Raw genomic sequence first — 19,453 nt, 5'->3', positions numbered from 1 at the left:
CCTCGCCGCCGGCCTCGCCGCCTGCGCGGCGGGCACGGACGAGAACGCGGTGGCCGCCGCCATGCTCGCCGCCGCGACGGCCGCCGGCTCCGAGGCCATGGCCATGGAGCCGCTCGTCGCCTCGGGGCCACGCAGCGGCCTGCCGCACATGACGTGGCGGCGGCGCCGCCTGGAGACGGGCGACGCCGTCTTCCTCGAACTCGCCGGGAGCCATGCCCGCTATCACGCCGCGTTGATGCGCACGGCCTGGATCGGCGCGCCGCCGGCGGAGGCGCGCCGGATGATGGATTGCGCGCTGCGCGCCCTCGACGCCGCGCTCGCGGCGATCCGTCCGGGCGTCCCCTGCGCCATCCCCCACGAGGCGGCGCAGGCCGTCATCGACGCGGCGGGCTACGGACCCGCCTTCCGCAAGCGCATCGGCTACGCGATGGGCGTCGCCTTCGCGCCCGACTGGGGAGAGGGCGGCCTGCTCAGCCTCTTCAGCGGCGTTGAGCGGCCCATCGAGCCGGGCATGGTCTTCCATCTGCCGGCGACGCTGCGCCGCTACGGTGCCTGGACGGTCGGCGCATCCGAGACCGTCATCGTCACGGAAGACGGGGCCGAGCCCCTGTCGGACCTGCCCCGCGGCCTGACGCTGCGGTGACGGATGCGCCCCGATCCCCCGGGCACCGCGCGGGTTCGGCGGCGGGCGGACCGTCGCCCGCGGGACGGGACCCGTCGAACAGCCGCCCCGGCCAGCCGGATTTGGTATGAGGCCGGAGCGCGACCCCTTGCGTCCAACGAACCGGAAGAGGATTCCCATGCCCCTCGATGCATCCGCGCGCGGCGTCTACCCGATCGCCCCGACCCCGTTTCATCCGGACGGCACGATCGACTTCGCCTCGATCGACCGCCTGACCGACTTCTATCGCGGCTGCGGCGCCACCGGGATGACCGTGCTCGGCGTCATGGGCGAGGCCGGCAAGCTCGACCAGGCTGAGGGGCTCGCGGTGGCCACCCGCTACATCCGGCGCGCCGCCGGACTGCCGGTCATCGTCGGCGTCTCGGCGCCGGGCTTCGCCGCCATGGCGGGGCTCGCCCGCGCCAGCATGGAGGCGGGCGCGGCCGGCGTGATGATCGCCCCCCCGAACAGCCTGCGCACCGACGACCAGATCGCGACCTATTACCGGCAGGCGGCGGAGGCGGTGGGCGCCGACGTGCCCTTCGTGATCCAGGACTATCCCCTCAACTTCTCCGTGGTGATGACGCCCGGCGTCATCCGCCGCATCGTGCAGGAGAACGCATCCTGCGTGATGCTCAAGCACGAGGACTGGCCGGGGCTGGAGAAGATCTCCGCGCTCCGCGCCTTCCAGGCGGAGGGCTCGATGCGGCCGATCTCGATCCTGTGCGGCAATGGCGGCCTGTTCCTCGATTTCGAGTGCGAGCGCGGCGCGGACGGCGCCATGACCGGCTACGCCTTCCCCGACATGCTGGTGGACGTGGTGCGGCTGTCCCAGGCGGGCGAGCGGGACGCCGCCCACGACCTGTTCGACGCGCATCTGCCGCTGCTGCGCTACGAGCAGCAGCCGGGCGTGGGGCTTGCCGTGCGCAAGTACCTGATGGCCCGGCGCGGCCTCATCGCCGCCGACGCCCAGCGCAGGCCCGCGGGCAGCCTCAGCACCGCCGCCAGGGCCGAGATCGAGTACCTGCTCGGGCGCCTCGCCCGGCACGATGCCCGGGCGGTCGTCGGCACGGGCCGATAAAGGCTGTCGGGGGCCGCGCTCGAGGATGACGGTCGGGCGCAGCGCGCCCCGACCCGCCGCGCCAGCCCGAGACCGTCGTTCCGCGGGAATAAATCCTGCGGGCGGTCGCCGACGGTCTGCGCGAGGGCGTGTGCGAGGGCGTGGCGCAGGTTCGGGCCCTGCCGCGGAGCCCTCGGGCCCGGTGCGCGACTCCCGAAATGCCTCTAGCCTTGCGCCACTCCCCCCTGTAATGCCGCCCGGGCAAGGACCTACGCGCTTCGCACGGCCGGCCGTGCGGGGCAGACTCGGCGCAGGGCCCGGACTGAAGGAGATTCCTAGGGATGGCAAAGACCGCAGCGGATGTCCTGAGGGAGATCAAGGACAACGACGTCAAGTACGTGGACTTCCGGTTCACGGACCCGCGGGGCAAGTGGCAGCACGTCACCTTCGACGTCTCCCTGGTCGACGAGGAGATCTTTCAGGACGGCACCATGTTCGACGGGTCGTCGATCGCCGGCTGGAAGGCGATCAACGAGTCCGACATGCTGCTGATGCCGGATCCGGTCACCGCCTGCATGGATCCGTTCTTCTCGGCCTCCACCATGTCGATCGTCTGCGACGTGCTGGAGCCCTCGACCGGCCAGCCCTACTCGCGCGACCCGCGCTCGACCGCCAAGCTCGCCGAGGCCTATCTGCGCCAGACCGGCATCGGCGACACGATCTTCGTCGGCCCCGAGGCCGAGTTCTTCGTGTTCGATGACGTGAAGTTCGGCGCCGATCCCTATCACACCGGCTTCCAGCTCGATTCCACCGAGCTGCCGACCAACGGCTTCACCGACTACGAGGGCGGCAATCTCGGCCACCGGGTCCAGACCAAGGGCGGCTACTTCCCGGTGCCGCCGCAGGATTCGGCCCAGGACATGCGCGGCGAGATGCTGGCCGCCATGCAGTCGATGGGCGTGAAGGTCGAGAAGCACCACCACGAGGTGGCGAGCGCCCAGCACGAGCTCGGCATGAAGTTCGACACGCTCACCCTGCTCGCCGACCACATGCAGGTGTACAAGTACTGCATCCACAACGTGGCGCAGAGCTACGGCAAGTCGGCGACCTTCATGCCGAAGCCCGTCTATGGCGACAACGGCTCGGGCATGCACGTGCACCAGTCGATCTGGAAGAACGGCAAGCCGCTCTTCGCGGGCGACAAGTACGCCGACCTCAGCCAGGAATGCCTCTGGTACATCGGCGGCATCATCAAGCACGCCAAGGCGCTCAACGCCTTCACCAACCCGTCGACCAACTCCTACAAGCGCCTGGTGCCCGGCTACGAGGCCCCCGTGCTGCTGGCCTACTCGGCCCGCAACCGCTCGGCCTCCTGCCGCATCCCGTGGACGACGAACCCGAAGGCCAAGCGCGTCGAGGTCCGCTTCCCCGATCCGATGGCGAACCCCTATCTCGCCTTCTCGGCCCTGCTGATGGCCGGCCTCGACGGCATCATCAACAAGATCGATCCCGGCCCGGCCATGGACAAGGATCTCTACGACCTGCCCCCGCGCGAGCTGAAGAAGATCCCGACCGTGTGCGGCTCGCTGCGCGAGGCCCTGCAGAACCTCGACAAGGACCGCGCCTTCCTCAAGGCCGGCGGCGTGTTCTCGGACGACCAGATCGACTCGTTCATCGAGCTGAAGATGACCGAGGTGATGCGCTACGAGATGACGCCGCACCCGATCGAGTTCGTGCAGTACTACTCGCTCTGATCGAGCCGGCCGGGCGGCGACGCCCGGCCTGTCGGACGGATCCGCGACGCCGGGGCCTCGGACGGGGCTCCGGCGTTTCGCGTTCCGGCGGGCACGACCGAGCAGACTTGCGGATCGGCTCAAATTCCTATTCAAGGATCCTCGCGATCGATGGATCCGCCTTGCCGCCATGAGCATCAGGACGAGAAAGCGGAACCGGGCGAGGCGGCGGCTGGGGCGCCTGCCGCCGACACCGGAATTCCTGCGCTTCGGATCCCACTTCCATCAGGACATCGATCTTCTGCATGACAGCATCGAGGAGGTGGTGAGCTCGGCCATCAGCGTCTTCCGAGGCGAAGACCGGCGTCGGCTCCGCGATTTCATCGGACAGGTGCTGGAGAGCGATCTGTCGCCCGACGAGCTGAGCAAGCTCTGGGGCCTGACGAGGTCGGACTGGCGTTTCGATCCGCGCAGCCTTCGGATCATCCTCGCCCTCGCACACGATCGGCTGCGCAAGGGGTTGTGATCCGGGAGACCCGCATGCCCGTCCTTGACCACCTCGCCGTCGTCGCCCCCACCCTCGCGGAAGGGCTCGCCCATATCCGCGAGAGCCTCGGCCTCGACATCCCCGAGGGCGGGCGCCACCGCGAGATGGGCACGCGCAACCACCTGCTGCGCCTCGGCGACGCGCTCTTCCTCGAAGTGATCGCCGTCGATTCCGAAGCGCCTCCTCCCGCCCGGCCGCGCTGGTTCGGTCTCGACGACGCGGCTGCGATCCGCGCCGACTGGGAGTCCGGGCGGCGCCTCAGGGCCTTCGTCGCCCGCACGGGCGACCTCGACGGCCTGCTCGCCCGGCATCCCGGCCTGTTCGGCACGCCCCTGCGCATGAGCCGCGGCAGCCTGGCCTGGCGCTTCGCGCTGCGCGACGACGGCACCCTGCCGCTCGGCGGCCTGCTGCCCTGCCTGATGGATTGGGGGCCCAGCGGCAACCCGGCCCGCACCATGCCCGATCTCGGCGCGCGGCTCACGGCCTTCCGCCTGGAGCATCCCGAGCCGGAACGGGCCGCGGACCTCCATCGCGCCATCGGCCTCGGCGACGGGCCCGAGATCCGCGCGGGCGCCCAGCTCCGCCTCGTCGCGGAGATCGCGACGCCCGGGGGAACGCGCACCCTGTCCTGAGCCCGGCGCGGCGCTATGCTCCCGGCATCGTCCGTGCCCAGGAGAGCCCCATGTCCCTCGTCGTTCCCGTGATCCTCGGCTCCGTGCGCTCCGACCGGCAGGGGATCCGCGCCGCCCGCTTCCTCGTCGGCGCGCTCGAAGCCCGCGGCCACGAGGCGCCCCTGGTCGATCCGGCGGACCTGACGCTTCCGCTCCTCGACCGGATGTACAAGGAATATCCGAAGGGCGAGGCGCCCGAGCCCCTGGAGCGGCTGGCCGCCCTCTACACCCGCGCCGACGCCTTCCTCGTGGTCTCGGCCGAGTACAACCACTCGATCCCGCCGGCCCTGTCGAACACCCTCGACCACTTCCTGGAGGAGTATTTCTGGCGGCCGTCCGCGATCTGCTGCTACTCGGCCGGGCAATATGGCGGCGTGCGTGCGGCGATGCAGCTGCGCGCCATGCTGGGCGAGCTCGGGATGCCGAGCATACCCTCGCTCCTGCCGATCCCGCGCATCGGCAAGGCGCTGAGCGAGGCGGGCGAGCCCGCCGAGGAGTGGCTGCGGAAATCCGCCGCCCGCTTCCTCGACGAGCTGACCTGGTACGCCGAGGCCCTGCGGGAGAAGCGGCGGAGCGGCACGCCCTATTGAGCGGATCCTGGCATCGCCCTTGCCAGTTGGGCCCGCACCGTCTGAGCGAGCACAGCAGGCCATGAACCGGAACGTCGAACGGGTGCGGGACGCGCTCTCGGAGCTGATCAAGGCAGCCCTCGTCTCGGACGACGGCCGGAGCCTCGCCTATCGCGAGGCCGCCCGCGGGCAACTCGCGGCGCTCGCCGCCGAGCCGCCCGACCCCGCCTCCCTCCGGATGGAGGGCGCCTGGACCCTGGCGATCCAGGAGGCGGAGCGACCCGAACGCGCCCCGGAGCAGGGCCGTGTCAACCTGACGCTGCCCCGCCAGCCGCCCTTCGACCTCGACGCGCTCCTGGCGCCCGGCTTCGACGTGGACGCGGCAGTGGAGCAGATCCGCAGGATCGCCTCGACCGGCTGACCTCCATCCTCTGTTGAGGAGCGCGCACGGCAAGTTGCCGGGAGGCGGCCCGGTCCCCATCTTCACCGAATACCGGTTCCGCCGGTCCCGATCTCAAACCGGCGCCGCCTGCAGCGGCGTGAGCGAGCCCCTCTCTTTGGCCAAGCGCGCATCCGCGACCCCCACCCCCCTTCCCACCCGCGAGCAGATCCTCGCCTTCATCGCCGAGTCGAAGGACAAGGTCGGCAAGCGCGAGATCGCCCAGGCCTTCGGGCTGAAGGGCTCCGACAAGATCGGCCTCAAGCGCCTCTTGAAGGAGATCGAGGGCGAGGGACAGATCGGGCGCTCCCGCGGCGGCCTGTCGAAGGCCGGGCGCCTCCCCCCGGTCGTGGTGGCCGATATCCGCTCCCGCGACCGGCAGGGCGAATTCCTGGCGAGCCCCGCCGAGTGGACGGGCGAGGGCAAGGCCCCCACCATCCTGCTGATGCCGACCCGCGGCGGACGCAAGGACAAGCGGCCGCAGCCGGGCATCGGCGACCGCGTGCTGGTCCGCGTCGAGCCGGACGGCGATTCGGACACGCGCTACACCGGCCGCATCATCAAGCTGATCGGCAAGAACCGGGCCGAGATCATCGGCGTCTATCGTGCGGGCGCTCAGGGGGGCCGCATCGAGCCGGTGGAGAAGCGCGGTGCGAGCCGCGAGATCCTGATCCCGCCGGGCGAGGAAGGGGAGGCCCGCGACGGAGACCTCGTCAGCGTCAGCCTGGAGCGGGAGACGCGCTTCGGCCTGCCCAAGGGCCGCGTGCGCGAGCGGCTCGGCTCCCTGGGCTCCGAGAAGGCGGTGAGCCTGATCGCGCTCCACCTCCACAACATCCCCCACGTCTTCCACGAGAACACCCTCGCCGAGGCCGACGCGGCGAAGCCCGCGACCCTGCGGGGCCGCGAGGATTGGCGCGACAAGCCGCTCCTCACCATCGACCCGCCGGACGCCAAGGACCACGACGACGCGGTGATGGCGGAAGCCGATCCCGATCCGGACAATCCGGGCGGCTTCGTCATCACCGTGGCGATCGCGGACGTGGCCGCTTATGTCCGCCCCGGCTCCAGCCTCGACCGCGAGGCCCTGGAGCGCGGCAACTCGGTCTATTTCCCCGACCGGGTCGTTCCGATGCTGCCGGAGCGTATCTCGAACGATCTCTGCTCGCTGCGTGAGGGCGAGAAGCGCCCGGCCATCGCCGTGCGGATGATCGTCTCCGCCGACGGGGTGAAGCGCCGCCACAGCTTCCACCGGGTGATGATGCAGTCGCGGGCCAAGCTCGCCTACGCGCAGGCGCAAGCCGCGATCGACGGTCAGCCCGACGCGGTGACCGCCCCCCTCCTCGACGTGGCACTCCGTCCGCTCTGGGCCGCCTACGAGGCCCTGAAGATCGCCCGCGACCGGCGCGGGCCCCTCGCCCTCGATCTCCCCGAGCGCAAGGTCCTGATCGGCCCCGACGGCAAGGTCGACCGGGTGGTGGTGCCGCAGCGCCTCGACGCCCACCGGCTGATCGAGGAGTTCATGATCCAGGCGAACGTCGCCGCCGCCGAGACCCTGGAGCATGCCCGCCAGCCGCTGATCTACCGCGTCCACGACGAGCCGGCGCTGGAGAAGATGCGGAGCTTGGGCGAGGTGCTGGCCTCGGTCGGCATCAAGCTGCCGAAGGAGGGGGCCCTCCGCCCGGCCCTGTTCAACCGTATCCTGGCCATGGCGGCCGAGACCGAGCACGGCGTCTTCCTCAACGAGGTGATCTTGAGGAGCCAGGCCCAGGCCGTCTACGCAGCGGAGAATCTCGGGCATTTCGGGCTGAACCTGCGCCGCTACGCCCATTTCACCTCGCCGATCCGGCGCTACGCCGACCTCGTCGTGCACCGCGCGCTCATCACCGCGTGCAAGCTCGGCAAGGACGGGCTCGCCGGCGACATCTCGGTCCCGGAGCTCGACCGGATCGGGGAGCAGATCTCGGCGGCGGAGCGGCGGGCCATGGCAGCCGAGCGCGAGACCATCGACCGGCTGATCGCCAACCACCTCGCCGACCGGGTCGGCGCCACCTTCGAGGGCCAGATCTCCGGGGTCACCCGCTCGGGCCTCTTCATCAAGCTCGACGAGACGGGAGCGGACGGCTTCGTGCCGGTCTCCACCATCGGCGCCGACTATTACCGGCACGAGGAGGCCCGGCACGCCCTGGTCGGTGAGCGCACCGGCGAGACCTATCGCCTGGGCGACCGGGTCGAGGTGCGCCTCGTCGAGGCGGCGCCGGTGGCCGGCGCGCTGCGCTTCGAGCTGCTCTCCGAGGGCCGCGCGCGCTCCGGCGCCAAGGGCCCGGGCGCGAAGAAGCCGGCCAAGGCCGGGGGCCGCCCGTTCAAGGCCGCGCCGCCCGGCCGACCGGCCGGTCTCCGCACCAGCGCCAACCGCCACCGCGGCTCGCGGCGGTAGAGCGCTCTTGGAGCCTGTTTGAACGGGATCGACGGATCGTCATGCAGAGACTTGGCCGATCCCACCGAACCACCTCATCCTGAGGTGCGAGGCTTGAGCCGAGCCTCGAAGGAGGCCTCCAGGGATCACCGCGCCATCTGGGGCCTCCTTCGAGGCCTCCGCTTCGCTGCGGCACCTCAGGATGAGGTCGAGGACGGGATAGGCCGGATCAACACCCGCTCGATCGGCTCAAACAGGCTCTTAGGCCAGCGGGGAGCCGGGCTCCGGCAGGGCGAGCGACGAGGTGGCCTCGGCGATCTGCTCGGGGCCGCCCTTCGGCGGCCAGTGCCCGGACGCATAGGCCTGCGCGCGCAGCCTGCCCCGCTCCTCCAGGCTCGCGAAGCCCCAGATGTGCGTGATCCGCGGCGGCCCGTCGAGGGCGTACATGTTCACCACGAGGTGCTCGGTGAGGTCGCGCGCCGGTGCGATGGCCGCCTCCCAGCCGGCGAGCGTCGGCGGCAGGCCGCCGGGCTTCAGCCGGTAGGTCCGGACCTCGTACAGGCCGCCGCGCCGGCCGGTCCGGATCGGCGGCAGGAACGGGAACGGCGCGTAGCTGTCCATCTCGAGCGCCGTGACGACGGAACCGGCATTGAACGGGCTGGCACTCAGCAGGGCGCGGCGGCGCTCCGCGGTCATGTCCTCGGGCGCCTCGAAGGCGCGCAGCACCAGCACGCGGCCGAGGGCGCCGACCTCCGTGCGCCAGAGGCCGAGAAGCTGCCCCGCCGCGTCGCCGTCCTTCACCCAGGCCTCCGCCCCGGCTGTGGCCTGGCCGAGGGCGAGGAGGGGGCAGGTCAGGGTGGCGAGTTCGCAGAGCATCGGAAGCCTCGGACGTCTGGGTCGGGATCGAAGCCGGATGCGGGCGCTTGGCTTCGATGAGGGTTGCACCGGCCGAAGGGTGGCGGGCCCGGCGAAGAGAGTTCTGGCCGGAGGCCCGGCATGCTAGCAAGAGCCCCCTGCTGACATGCGAGGCGACGAGGCCATGACCGCGAGCGATCTGCCGCAAGCCGCACCGGCCCGGACCGGCCTCGTGAAGGCGATGGCCCGGGGCTTCCTCGGACGCTGCCCGCATTGCGGCGAGGGACGGATCTTCGGTCGCTTCCTAAAGGTGAGCCCGGCCTGCGACGCCTGCGGGCTCGAGCTGCATCACCACAGGGCCGACGACCTGCCGCCCTATCTCGTGATCTTCATCGTCGCCCACATCGTCGGCTACCTGATCCTGGAGCTGGAGATGAGCTACGACGTGCCCCTCTGGTTCCAGCTCGGATTCTGGCCGCTCGTCACCCTTGGGCTCGCCCTTGCCCTGCTGCAGCCGGTGAAGGGCGCGGTGGTCGGGCTGCAATACGCCCTTGGCATGCACGGTTTCGGCGGGCTACCGGGAGTGCGCTCCGCAGCGGGGGAGGATGCGCGCCTTGGGAACAGCGGACACGGATCGGCCGGGCTCGGACGCGCCTGAGACGGCGGCGGCGCCTACGGGCAAGGCAGCTCCAGCCAAGGCGCCCCCCGCCCGGAGCCTCCGCCCGCGCGACGCCGCGACCCTGATCCTGATGGAGCGCCGCCGGGGCGTGCTCCGCGTGCTGATGGGCCAGCGCAACCCGCGCCTCGCCTTCATGCCGGGCAAGTTCGTCTTTCCCGGCGGCCGCACGGAGCCCGGCGACCGCCGGATGCCGGTGGCCGGAGCGCTCCCCGACTATGCCGAGGCCGCGCTCGCCCGCCAGGTCTCGCGCCCGCCGCGGGATCTCGGCCGCATGCTGGCGCTCGCCGCCATCCGCGAGACCTATGAGGAGACCGGCCTCCTCGTCGGCACCCGGGATTACGGACCGCCCGAGGCGGCCCCGCCCGACTGGGCGGCTTTCGCCCGCCACGGCGTTCTGCCCGATCTGGAGGGCCTGCATCTCGTCGCCCGCGCGATCACGCCGCCGAAGCGCGTGCGCCGCTTCGACACGCGCTTCTTCGTGGCCGAGCGCAGCCTCATCGCCGCGGAGGAACCCGGCCGGGTCGGGCCCGAGGCGGAATTCGTGGAGCTCGACTGGATGCGCCTCGACGCCGCGCGCAAGCTCAACCTGCCCTTCATCACCCGCGCCGTCCTCGACGAGCTGGAGACCCAGCTCGCGGCCGGCTTCGCCCCCTACCGCGAGATCCCCTTCCACTTCGAGCGCCACGGGCGGCGCGCGCGCGTTGCGCTGTAGAAGCCCTGGCGCTGTCGAAGCCCGCCGCCCTCAGGCGCCGGGCGCCGACCGCGCGGCGTAAGCGTTCAGGATCGCGGCCAGCAGGCCGGGAAAGCGGGCATCGACCTCGGCGCAGCGCGAATGGTTGCGCATCTCGACGCCGTGCCGCTCGCAACGGATCAGCCCGGCCTCGCGCAGCACCTTGATGTGGCTCGACAGCGACGATTTCGGGATGACCCGGTCACCGAGTGCGGACACCGCCGAGCAGGCCTCGACGCAGCCCGCCCGCGTGATCCGGGCGAAGATCGTCGCGCGGCACGGATCGGACAGGGCATGCAGGATCGCCTCCGGCTGCACGTCCTCGATCGCGGGATGGAACAGGGGCCTCATCTTTCATCCATGTAGGGGCTTGATCCGCGCTCCGTTAGTTCCGAAGTTCCGAACTATGGGACGAAGGCGACCATCCCGGAGCCGGCCCATGCGAAGGTTAGCACACATGGCAAAGCTTGACGGCAAGGTCGCGGTCGTGACCGGAGCATCCAAGGGCATCGGCGCCGCGATCGCCAAGGCGCTCGCGAAGGACGGCGCCACGGTGGTGGTCAACTACGCATCGAGCAAGGCGGGCGCGGATGCCGTGGTCGACGCCATCACCGCGGCCGACGGCAAGGCCGTCGCGGTCCAGGGCGACGTCTCCAAGGCCGCGCAAGCGCAGGGCCTGATCGCGGCGGCCGTGCAGCAGTTCGGCCGGCTCGACGTGCTGGTCAACAATTCCGGCGTCTACGAATTCGCCGCGCTCGAGGCGGTGACCGAGGAGCATTACCGCCGCCACTTCGACGTCAACGTGCTGGGCGTCCTGCTGACGACCCAGGCGGCGGCCCAGCACCTCGGCGAAGGGGGCAGCATCATCAACATCTCGTCGGTCGTCACCGATATCCATCCGGCAACCTCGGCGGTCTATACCGGGACCAAGGGGGCCCTCAACGCGATCACCGGCGTCCTCGCCAACGAGCTGGCGCCCCGCAAGATCCGGGTGAACGCGGTGAGCCCCGGCTTCGTGGTGACGGAGGGCACCCATACGGCCGGGATCGCCGGCTCGGAGATGGAGGCCGGCTTCGTCGCGCAGACCCCGCTCGGCCGTGCCGGCCAGCCGGACGACGTCGCCGGCATCGTCGCGTTCCTGGCCTCCGACGATGCCCGCTGGGTGACCGGCGAGACGATCAACGCCAGCGGCGGCGTGCGCTGACGCGCTAGGACCGGGACGCGGGCGAAGGCCGGCCGCCTTCGCCCGCGCCTGGGTCCTGCGAGGCCGGATGGGGCCTACAGGAACTTCGCCGGATCCGTCTCCGGCGGCGGCGTCGCCACGTCCATGCGGTTCCACCAGCCGCCCCCGAGTGCCTGGAACAGGGCCGCGGTGTCGGCGTACTGGGTCGCGCGGGCCCCGGCCGAGGTGACGAGCGCCGAGAGGTAGCCCTGCTGGGCGATCAGCACCTGGGTCGAGTTCACGGCGCCGGCCGAGTACTGCTTGCGGATGAGCTCCAGGCTCTCGCCGGTCGCCTTCTCGGCGGCCGAGGCCGCGGCCACCGCCTTGGCGTCGGCCTGGAGGGCGCGCAGCGTGTCGGCGACGTTCTGGAAGGCCGCGATCACGGTGGCGCGGTACTGGGCCTGGGCCTGGGTCAGCGCCTCCTCCGAGGCGCGCTGGCGCCGGTAGAGGGTGCCGGCATCGAAGATCGGCGCGGTCGCCTGGCCGATGATGGTGAAGAAGCCCGCGGCCGGATTGGTGAGCTGGGCGATCCGCACGGCGCTGGCGCCGCCGGTCGCCGAGATGCTGAACTGCGGCAGGCGGTTGGCCACCGCCACCCCGACATTCGCGGAGGCCTGCTGCACCAGGGCCTCGGCCGCCTTCACGTCCGGCCGCTGCTGCACGAGGCGCGAGGGCAGGCTGACGGGAAGCTTCGTCGGCAGGCGTAGCGACGCGAGGGTGAAGGTCTGGCCGACCTCCTCGCTCGGCAGGCGGCCGGCGAGCGCGGTCAGCAGGTTGCGCTGCTGCGCGAGCTGCTTCTCCAGGGGCGGCAGGAGCTGCTGCGAGAGCGAGAGCTGGGCCTGCTGCTGCACCACGTCGGCACCGGCGATCTGCCCGAGCCGGAGCTGCTTGTTGTAGAGTTCCAGCACCTCGGTCTGGGCCTGGATCACGCGCTTCGTCGCGTCGATCTGGGCGCGGAGCGACGCCTCCTGGATCGCCGCGGCGACGACGTTGGCGGTGAGGCTGAGATAGGCCGCCTCGAGCTGGAAGCGCTGGTTCTCGGTGGTGGCCTCGAGCGACTCGATCTGGCGGCGGTTGCCGCCGAACACGTCCGGGTTGAAGGCGACCAGCACCTGCGGCGTGTAGAGGCTGTAGAGGAACTGGTTCTGGTTCTGCAGGGGGGATTGCAGGTCGAGCCCGGGCGCCTGGGAGCCCTGCGCCTGCGGGTTCGCGGTCACCGTCGGGAACAGGGTGCCCTTCTGGGCCAGCACGTTCTGCTGGGCGATGCGCAGGGCGGCCTGGGCCGCCTCCAGATTCGGGTTGTTGGCGAGCGCCTCCTCCACGAGGCGGTTCAGCGCCTTCGAGCGGAACAGGGTCCACCACTGGCCCGGGATGTCGGCGCCGGACACGAAGCTCTGGTCGGCCGAGCCGCCCTGGCGCGTGGTGATCGCGTCCGCCGCGCTCGGATTGGCCAGGGGCTCCTTGGTGTAGCGCAGCACCGGCGGATCGGCCGGGGGCACGAAGTTCGGGCCCACCGCGCAGGCGCCGAGCTGGGCGGCGAGCGCCGCGGCCAGAACGGGTGCGGCGCGCCGGAGGCCCGCAGGCCGGGCCCGTCCGTTTCCTGCCATCACGCCGCCGGCCCCCGCCCCATCACGCTCCCCGTAGAGGGACGCCGGGGGGCGCCCTGTCAACGCCGCGCCGCGCTGCGGCACGGCCGCGGCGCGCCCCTGTTGCGCCCGCATCACGCGGCGGCCCGGTGGCCGGCCGGCGCCGCGGCGCGTTTCGGCCGGCGCCGCGAGAACAGCGAGATCAGGACCGGCAGCACCACGAGGATCAGGTTCGGCGCGAGCAGGATGCCGCCCACCACGACGAGCGCCAGCGGCTTCTGCACCTGCGAGCCGATTCCGGTGGAGACGGCCGCCGGCAGCAGGCCGACGCAGGCCGCGACGCAGGTCATCATCACCGGGCGCATGCGCACGATCGAGGCGTGCCAGACCGCCCTGCCCCGCTCCCAGCCCTCGTCGATGAGCTGGTTGTAGTAGGAGAGCAGGATCACGCCTTCCATGGTCGAGATGCCGAACAGCGCGATGAAGCCGATCGCCGCAGAGATCGAGAAGGGCGTGCCCGTCAGGAACAGGGCCAGGATGCCGCCGATCATCGCCATCGGGATCACCGAGAGCGTGAGCAGCATGTCGGCGACCGAGGAGAAGTTGATGTAGAGCAGCAGCGCGATCAGCACGAGGGTGAGCGGCACGACGAGGCTGAGCCGCGCCACCGCCTCCTTGAGGTTGGTGAACTGCCCGACCCATTCGAGGTGGTAGCCCGCCGGCATCTCCACCTCCTGCGCCACGCGCGCCTGCGCCTCCAGCACCGCGCCGCCGAGGTCGCGCCCGCGCACCGAGAACTTCACGGGGATGTAGCGCTCCTGATCCTCGCGGTAGATGAAGGCCGCCCCCGAGACGAGATCGACGCTCGCGATCTCGGAGAGGGGCACCTGCACCACGCCGCCGCTCGGGTTCTGCGCGCCGATCGTGATGTTGCGGATGGTCTCCAGCGAGGAGCGGTATTCCCGCGCGAGGCGCACCCGCATCGGGAAGTGCCGGTCCGAGCCGAATTCGTAGAGGTCGCCCGCGATCTGGCCGCCGATCGCCGCGGCGACCGTGGTGTTCACGTCGCCGATGGACAGGCCGAAGCGGGCGGCCTTGCGGCGGTCCACGTCGATGCGCACGGTCGGCTGGCCCAGCGAGGCGAAGACGGCGAGGTCGGTGATGCCCGGCACCTTGGCGAGCACCGCCTTCACCGATTCGGCGGTCTTGGTGATCTGCTCCAAGTCGCTGCCGTAGATCTTGACCGAGTTCTCGCCCTTCACGCCCGAGGCCGCCTCCTGGACGTTGTCCTCGATATACTGCGAGAAGTTGAACTCGATGCCGGGAAAGTCCTGCTCCAGGCGCTTCGAGAGGTCGCGGATCAGGGTTTCCTTGTCGAGCCCCTTGCGCCACTGGTCGAGGGGCTTCAGGGGCGCCAGGATCTCGACGTTGAAGAAGCCGGTGGCGTCGGTGCCGTCCGAAGGCCGGCCCTGGTGCGAGATGACGGTGACCACCTCCGGCACCTCGGTGAAGATCTTGCGCAGGCGCTCGACATAGGCGTTGCCGGCCTCCAGCGAGATCGAGGCCGGCATGGTGCCGCGCACGTAGAGATTGCCCTCCTCCAGCTTCGGCAGGAATTCGAGGCCGAGATTGCGCGCGGCGACGCCTGAAACCAGCAGGATCGCGATCGTCACCGCGATGGTGAGGATCCGGTTGCGCAGGCCGAAGGTCAGGATGATCTCGTGGCCGAAGCGGAGCAGCTTCACGATCAGCGTGTCGCGCTCCTCCACGTGCTTGGGCAGGATGATCGCCGACAGGGCCGGCGAGACCGTGAAGGTGGCGATCAGGCCGCCGACGAGGGCGTAGGCGTAGGTCTTGGCCATCGGCCCGAAGATGTGGCCCTCGACGCCGCTCATCGTGAAGAGCGGCAGGAAGCCGACGATGATGATCGTCGCCGAGAAGAAGATCGCCCGGTTCACCTCGGCGCCGGCGATGGCGATGGTGCCGAGCCGTCCGGTGAGCCCGCCCGGCGCCTTCTGCCCCTCCGAATGCTCGGGCTCGGCGAGGTGCCGGAACACGTTCTCGACCATGATCACGGTGGCATCGACGATCAGGCCAAAATCGATCGCGCCGAGCGACAGGAGGTTCGCCGAATCGCCGCGCACCACGAGGATCAGGATCGCGAAGCCCAGCGCGAAGGGGATGGTGGCCGCGACGATGATGGCGCTGCGCAAGCTGCCGAGGAACAGCCACTGCACCACGAAGACCAGGACCACGCCGAAGACGAGATTGTGCATCACCGTGTGCGTGGTGGTGTGGATCAGGCCCGAGCGGTCGTAGATGCGCTGGATCTTCACCTCGGGCGGCAGGATCGTGGAGTTGTTGATCCGGTCGATCTCGGCCTCGACGCGCTTCAGGGTCGGCAGGCTCTGGCCGCCGCGGCTCATCAGCACGATGCCCTCGACCACGTCGCTCTGCCCGTCATGGCCGACGATGCCGAGCCGCGGCGCGTTCGAGACCCGCACGTCGGCGACGTCGCGCACGAGGACGGGCACACCGTTGACCTGGGTCAGCATGGTGTCGCGGATGTCGTCCATGTCGCGGATCAGGCCGACGCCGCGCACCACGGCCGATTGCTCGCCGACATTGAGCGTCTGGCCGCCGACATTGATCGAGGAGTTGTTGAGCGCGTTGACGAGCTGGACCAGGGTCATGCCCTGGGCCTGAAGCCGGTTCAGATCGACGGCGATCTCGTATTCCTTGGCCTTGCCGCCGAAGGCGGTGACGTCGACGACGCCCGGGATCGCCTTGAAGCGGCGCTGCAGCACCCAGTCCTGCAAGGTCTTCATGTCGGCGGAGGAATAGCCCGCCGGGCCGACGAGCTTGTAGCGCATGATCTCGCCCACGGGGCTCGTCGGCGAGATCTGCGGCTGCGCCCCGTTCGGCAGGGGCGGCAATTGCGACAGGCGGTTGAGGACGCGCTGGAGCGCCTGCTCGTATGTGTAGGCGTAATTGAACTGCACCTTCACGTCGGAGAGGCCGAACAGCGAGATGGTGCGCACCACCGTGGCGTTCGGGATGCCCGCGAGCGCCACCTCCAGGGGAATCGTGATGTAGCGCTCGATCTCCTCGGCCGACTGGCCGGGATTCTGGGTGATCACGTCGACGAGCGGCGGGACGGGATCGGGATAGGCCTCGATGTTGAGCTGCGTGTAGCTGGCATAGCCGAGCCCCAGCATCACCACGAACATCAGGAAGACCAGCACGCGCTGGCGCAGCGAGAAGACGATCAGGCTATTCATGGTCTGCCCTCGGGCCGGCCCGCTCCTGGAGCCGGGACCCGATCGCGTCGCGGTCGGCCCCAGGCTCCGAACCCTTGTTTGATGCGCGCCCGTCTCGCCGAAACGGCGCCCCGTCCGGCGCGCGCTACGACGCCTTGTCGCCGCTCGCCGCCCGGTCGATGAACAGGGCGCCGCGGGTGACGACCTCCTCGCCAGCGGAGAGCCCGTCGACCACCTGCGCGTTGTCGCCGTTGATGAGGCCGAGCTTCACCGCCCGCGCCACGATCGCGCCGTCGGGCCGGGCGACCCAGACATGCGCGTTGGCGCCCTCATAGACGACGGCGGCGAGCGGCACGGCGGGCGAGGGCTGGGCCTTGCCGGTGATGATCGTGAAGGTCGCGAACATCTCGGGCTTGAGCACCCGGTCCGGATTGTCGACCTCGCTGCGCACGGCGAGCCGGCGCGTGGCCGGGTCGAGGCTCGCGGCCATGTAGTTGACCCGCGCCTTGAAGATGCGCGCACCGAAGCCCGCCACCCGGGCCTCGACCTCCTGGCCGATGCGGATCTTCGGGATCTCGCTCTCGCGGATATTCGCGATCAGCCAGACGGTGGAGAGATCGCCGATCACGAAGACGGGATCGCTCGAGGACGAGATGAACTGCCCGACGCCGACCTTGCGCTGGACGATGGTGCCGGCGATCGGCGCCCGGATCTGAACCTCGGAGCTGAGCCGGCCGCTCTTCTCGAAGCTCGCGATCTCCTCGTCGGTCTTGCCGAGGAGCCGCAGCTTGTTGCGCGCGGCGTCGAGGGTCGCTTCCGCGGTCTTGAGGTCGCTCTGTGCGGCGATCACGTCGTTCTGGGCGGACTGGTAGTCCTTCAGCGCCACGGCCCGGGCCGCGAACAGCTCCTGCTGACGGGCGGCGATGGTCTGGTCGAGCTTCAGCAGGGCCTGCTGCTTCTGCACGGTGTTGAGCGCGGTCTGATAGTCGTTCTGGGCCTGGACCATGTCGGTGGCGTCGAGGGTCAGCAGCACGTCGCCCTGCTTCACCTCGTCGCCCGCCCGTCCCATCACCTTCACCACGCGGCCCGAATAGGGTGAGGCGACCGGCACGTTGTCGTCCTCGTTGAGCGCGATGCGTCCCTCCGCCGTGCCCTCGGGCCGGAACGTCATGGTGGCGACGGGATGGATCTCGAAGGCCGCGCGCTGCTCCTTGGTCGGGCGGAAGATGCGCTCGCCGGAATAGGCCGTGTCCTCCTCGCCCTCGTCCCGCTCCTCAGGCCCTTCCGATTTCAGGAGATGCTCTACATAGGCGATCACCGGCTGGGCGGCGTCGCGTACCGGCTGCGGGAACACCGCCACCGCGCCGACGAGCACGATCAGCGCCAGCAGGACGGCGACGATCATGACGGGGCCGGTGCGGCGCCGGCCGCGATCGGGCGCGTCGCTCGCGCCGACATCGTGGTCGAGGGGATTGCGGGCGTCCATCTCAGTCTCGATTCGAAGGTCCAGACGGCACGCAAGGCCAGTGATCGTGCGATTCGCGACGGCGGCGGCCCGCAGAGCCACCGACCCGATCGGTGGCGCTTTTCTATGGCGAAACGCTGCGAAGCAAGACCGCTTCTAGGACTCTCGGCAATATCCAGTCCACCGAAATTCGCGAAGCCGGCAAATGTCTTAGCCTGTGCGACGCGAATGCTGCTGGAAAGGCTCGCGCAGCCGTGATCGCCGGCCCCGACATCGCCCGATGCGCCGGTCGCCGGCCGGCTCCCGCGTGACGCCGCAGGGCCGATGTCACGCAGGGTACCGCGGCGGGTTGCCGCGCATGTTGCGCCGCACGCGCTCCCGTGCTTAGGTCCCGCTCGTCCATTCAAGACGGTACGGGAGAGCCCAACTCAAGGCCCTTCAGGACCTGGTATGGCGCCGACGGAGCAACCACCCCCGGAAACTCTCAGGCACAATCACCGTATCGTTGGACAATCTGGAGAGAGGCGCCTCGAGGCGTCCACCGAAGGAGAAACCTCGCGTTCGACACGCGGGGGAAGCTCTCAGGTAACCGCGACAGATGGGGGCAGCCGGAAACGCTCGTGAGGGGCATTCCGGACGCACTCTGTCGTGGAGAGATCCCAGATGCCGGCCCCGGCCGTCGAATCCATTTCCCTTCTCCGCACGCCGCTCCATGATCTGCATCTCCGCCTCGGCGCGCGGATGGTGCCGTTCGCGGGCTATGCCATGCCGGTCCAGTACCCGGCGGGCCTGCTCAAAGAGCACCTGCACACCCGCAGCGCCGCCGGCCTGTTCGACGTCTCGCATATGGGCCAGATCGTCCTGCGCGCCGCGGACGTGGCCGAGGCGGCCCGCGCCCTGGAGGCGCTGGTGCCGGTCGACATCCTCGGGCTGAAGCCCGGGCGCCAGCGCTACGCCCTGTTCACCGACGCGGCCGGGGGCATCCGCGACGACCTGATGGTGGCCCATCTCGGCAACCGGCTCGTCCTGGTGGTCAACGCCGCCAACAAGCAGGCCGACGCGGCGCATCTGCGCGCCCACCTGCCGGGCTCCGTCACGGTCGAGACGCTGTCCCGCGCCCTCATCGCCCTCCAGGGTCCCGGCGCCGAGGCGGCGCTCGCCCGCCTCGCGCCCGAGACCGCGGCGATGCGCTTCATGGATGCGCGGGCGCTGCCGATCCTCGGGGCGGACTGCCTGGTGACCCGCTCCGGCTACACGGGCGAGGACGGCTACGAGATCTCGATCCCGGAGGCGGATGCGGAGCGGATCGCCGAGGCGCTGCTCACCGATCCCTCCGTGCTGCCGGTCGGCCTCGGCGCCCGCGATTCCCTGCGGCTCGAGGCGGGCCTGTGCCTGCACGGCTCCGACATCGATGAGACGACCACACCGGTCGAGGCCTCGCTGGCCTGGGCGATCTCGCCGGCCCGCAGGCCGACCGGCGCCCGGCCCGGCGGCTTTCCCGGCGCCGCGCGCATCCTGGCGGAACTCGAGGCGGGCCCCGCCCGCCGCCGCGTCGGCCTGCTG

At 70.6% G+C, this 19,453-nt stretch carries 17 protein-coding genes and 1 riboswitch; of the genes, 12 read left to right on the top strand and 5 right to left on the bottom strand.

Features of this window, described 5'->3' with window-relative positions:
* The 8 genes from MET9862_RS22900 to rnr all read left to right on the top strand — a co-directional run.
* Positions 1-643: M24 family metallopeptidase (locus tag MET9862_RS22900; RefSeq protein ID WP_142585154.1), on the top strand; the 643-nt coding region annotated here is incomplete at its 5' end.
* Positions 644-800: 157 nt separating this feature from the next.
* Positions 801-1,742 (top strand): dihydrodipicolinate synthase family protein, encoded by a 942-nt coding sequence (locus tag MET9862_RS22895; protein ID WP_142585153.1) that lies wholly within the window; start codon positions 801-803, stop codon positions 1,740-1,742.
* A gap of 320 nt (positions 1,743-2,062) precedes the next feature.
* Positions 2,063-3,475 carry a type I glutamate--ammonia ligase gene (gene glnA, locus MET9862_RS22890; RefSeq protein ID WP_142585152.1) on the top strand — a complete coding sequence of 471 codons (1,413 nt, stop codon included), beginning with the start codon at positions 2,063-2,065 and terminating at the stop codon, positions 3,473-3,475.
* Between the two features lie 304 nt (positions 3,476-3,779).
* Positions 3,780-3,980, top strand: a complete 201-nt coding sequence (locus MET9862_RS22885; RefSeq protein ID WP_142585151.1) for a hypothetical protein — start codon at positions 3,780-3,782, stop codon at positions 3,978-3,980.
* Positions 3,981-3,994: 14 nt separating this feature from the next.
* Positions 3,995-4,633: a VOC family protein gene (locus MET9862_RS22880; protein ID WP_142585150.1), complete on the top strand. Its 639-nt coding sequence runs from the start codon at positions 3,995-3,997 to the stop codon at positions 4,631-4,633.
* A 50-nt stretch (positions 4,634-4,683) separates the two neighbouring features.
* A complete protein-coding gene (locus MET9862_RS22875) occupies positions 4,684-5,262 on the top strand; it encodes an NADPH-dependent FMN reductase (RefSeq protein WP_142585149.1) in 579 nt (192 codons plus the stop codon).
* A 61-nt stretch (positions 5,263-5,323) separates the two neighbouring features.
* Positions 5,324-5,662, top strand: coding sequence for a hypothetical protein (locus MET9862_RS22870; RefSeq protein WP_142585148.1), 339 nt, complete (start codon positions 5,324-5,326; stop codon positions 5,660-5,662).
* A 136-nt stretch (positions 5,663-5,798) separates the two neighbouring features.
* Complete coding sequence (gene rnr, locus MET9862_RS22865) at positions 5,799-8,114, top strand: ribonuclease R (RefSeq protein WP_142585156.1); 2,316 nt, start codon at positions 5,799-5,801, stop codon at positions 8,112-8,114.
* 240 nt (positions 8,115-8,354) lie between these two features.
* Here the strand turns inward: rnr and MET9862_RS22860 are convergent, their stop codons facing one another.
* Positions 8,355-8,969 carry an NIPSNAP family protein gene (locus MET9862_RS22860; RefSeq protein WP_142585147.1) on the bottom strand — a complete coding sequence of 205 codons (615 nt, stop codon included), beginning with the start codon at positions 8,967-8,969 and terminating at the stop codon, positions 8,355-8,357.
* A 163-nt stretch (positions 8,970-9,132) separates the two neighbouring features.
* Between MET9862_RS22860 and MET9862_RS22855 the strand changes: the two genes are divergently transcribed.
* Both MET9862_RS22855 and MET9862_RS22850 read left to right on the top strand, forming a co-directional pair.
* Entirely contained in the window at positions 9,133-9,606 is a 474-nt protein-coding gene (locus MET9862_RS22855; protein WP_244612860.1) for a DUF983 domain-containing protein, read from the top strand.
* Positions 9,563-10,339 (top strand): NUDIX hydrolase, encoded by a 777-nt coding sequence (locus MET9862_RS22850; protein WP_244612859.1) that lies wholly within the window; start codon positions 9,563-9,565, stop codon positions 10,337-10,339. Before MET9862_RS22855 ends, MET9862_RS22850 begins: the two co-directional genes overlap by 44 nt.
* 30 nt (positions 10,340-10,369) lie before the next feature.
* Here MET9862_RS22850 and MET9862_RS22845 read toward each other — a convergent pair whose 3' ends face one another.
* Positions 10,370-10,708 carry a winged helix-turn-helix domain-containing protein gene (locus MET9862_RS22845; RefSeq protein ID WP_142585145.1) on the bottom strand — a complete coding sequence of 113 codons (339 nt, stop codon included), beginning with the start codon at positions 10,706-10,708 and terminating at the stop codon, positions 10,370-10,372.
* A 106-nt stretch (positions 10,709-10,814) separates the two neighbouring features.
* Here MET9862_RS22845 and MET9862_RS22840 point away from each other — a divergent pair, with 106 nt between their 5' ends.
* Positions 10,815-11,561 (top strand): glucose 1-dehydrogenase, encoded by a 747-nt coding sequence (locus tag MET9862_RS22840; RefSeq protein WP_142585144.1) that lies wholly within the window; start codon positions 10,815-10,817, stop codon positions 11,559-11,561.
* Positions 11,562-11,635: 74 nt separating this feature from the next.
* On the opposite strand, the gene MET9862_RS22835 is transcribed toward MET9862_RS22840, so the two are convergent.
* The 3 genes from MET9862_RS22835 to MET9862_RS22825 form a co-directional block, all read right to left on the bottom strand.
* Positions 11,636-13,186, bottom strand: coding sequence for an efflux transporter outer membrane subunit (locus MET9862_RS22835; RefSeq protein WP_142585143.1), 1,551 nt, complete (start codon positions 13,184-13,186; stop codon positions 11,636-11,638).
* A gap of 113 nt (positions 13,187-13,299) precedes the next feature.
* The gene (locus MET9862_RS22830; RefSeq protein WP_142585142.1) at positions 13,300-16,446 is read right to left on the bottom strand and encodes an efflux RND transporter permease subunit; all 3,147 of its coding nucleotides are present in this window, start codon (positions 16,444-16,446) and stop codon (positions 13,300-13,302) included.
* A gap of 124 nt (positions 16,447-16,570) precedes the next feature.
* Complete coding sequence (locus MET9862_RS22825) at positions 16,571-17,911, bottom strand: efflux RND transporter periplasmic adaptor subunit (RefSeq protein WP_142585141.1); 1,341 nt, start codon at positions 17,909-17,911, stop codon at positions 16,571-16,573.
* A 483-nt stretch (positions 17,912-18,394) separates the two neighbouring features.
* A riboswitch (glycine riboswitch) is annotated at positions 18,395-18,498 on the top strand.
* A gap of 55 nt (positions 18,499-18,553) precedes the next feature.
* On the opposite strand from MET9862_RS22825, the gene gcvT reads away from it, so the two are divergent.
* A partial coding sequence (gene gcvT, locus MET9862_RS22820) for a glycine cleavage system aminomethyltransferase GcvT (RefSeq protein WP_142585140.1) occupies positions 18,554-19,453 on the top strand: 900 nt, incomplete at its 3' end.

This window comes from Methylobacterium symbioticum (assembly GCF_902141845.1).
GTDB classification, from domain to species: Bacteria; Pseudomonadota; Alphaproteobacteria; order Rhizobiales; family Beijerinckiaceae; genus Methylobacterium; species Methylobacterium symbioticum.
The sequence above is the reverse complement of the archived record's forward strand: the minus strand, read 5'-3'. Positions and strand labels throughout refer to the sequence as shown.

Bases quoted from the DNA above. Each gene is read 5' to 3' on its own strand.
- MET9862_RS22870 (WP_142585148.1), top strand. From the start codon at position 5,324: ATGAACCGGAACGTCGAACGGGTGCGGGACGCGCTCTCGGAGCTGATC.
- MET9862_RS22875 (WP_142585149.1), top strand. From the start codon at position 4,684: ATGTCCCTCGTCGTTCCCGTGATCCTCGGCTCCGTGCGCTCCGACCGG.
- MET9862_RS22825 (WP_142585141.1), bottom strand. From the start codon at position 17,911: ATGGACGCCCGCAATCCCCTCGACCACGATGTCGGCGCGAGCGACGCG.
- MET9862_RS22895 (WP_142585153.1), top strand. From the start codon at position 801: ATGCCCCTCGATGCATCCGCGCGCGGCGTCTACCCGATCGCCCCGACC.
- MET9862_RS22855 (WP_244612860.1), top strand. From the start codon at position 9,133: ATGACCGCGAGCGATCTGCCGCAAGCCGCACCGGCCCGGACCGGCCTC.
- MET9862_RS22860 (WP_142585147.1), bottom strand. From the start codon at position 8,969: ATGCTCTGCGAACTCGCCACCCTGACCTGCCCCCTCCTCGCCCTCGGC.
- MET9862_RS22840 (WP_142585144.1), top strand. From the start codon at position 10,815: ATGGCAAAGCTTGACGGCAAGGTCGCGGTCGTGACCGGAGCATCCAAG.
- MET9862_RS22880 (WP_142585150.1), top strand. From the start codon at position 3,995: ATGCCCGTCCTTGACCACCTCGCCGTCGTCGCCCCCACCCTCGCGGAA.
- MET9862_RS22845 (WP_142585145.1), bottom strand. From the start codon at position 10,708: ATGAGGCCCCTGTTCCATCCCGCGATCGAGGACGTGCAGCCGGAGGCG.
- glnA (WP_142585152.1), top strand. From the start codon at position 2,063: ATGGCAAAGACCGCAGCGGATGTCCTGAGGGAGATCAAGGACAACGAC.
- MET9862_RS22830 (WP_142585142.1), bottom strand. From the start codon at position 16,446: ATGAATAGCCTGATCGTCTTCTCGCTGCGCCAGCGCGTGCTGGTCTTC.
- MET9862_RS22835 (WP_142585143.1), bottom strand. From the start codon at position 13,186: ATGGCAGGAAACGGACGGGCCCGGCCTGCGGGCCTCCGGCGCGCCGCA.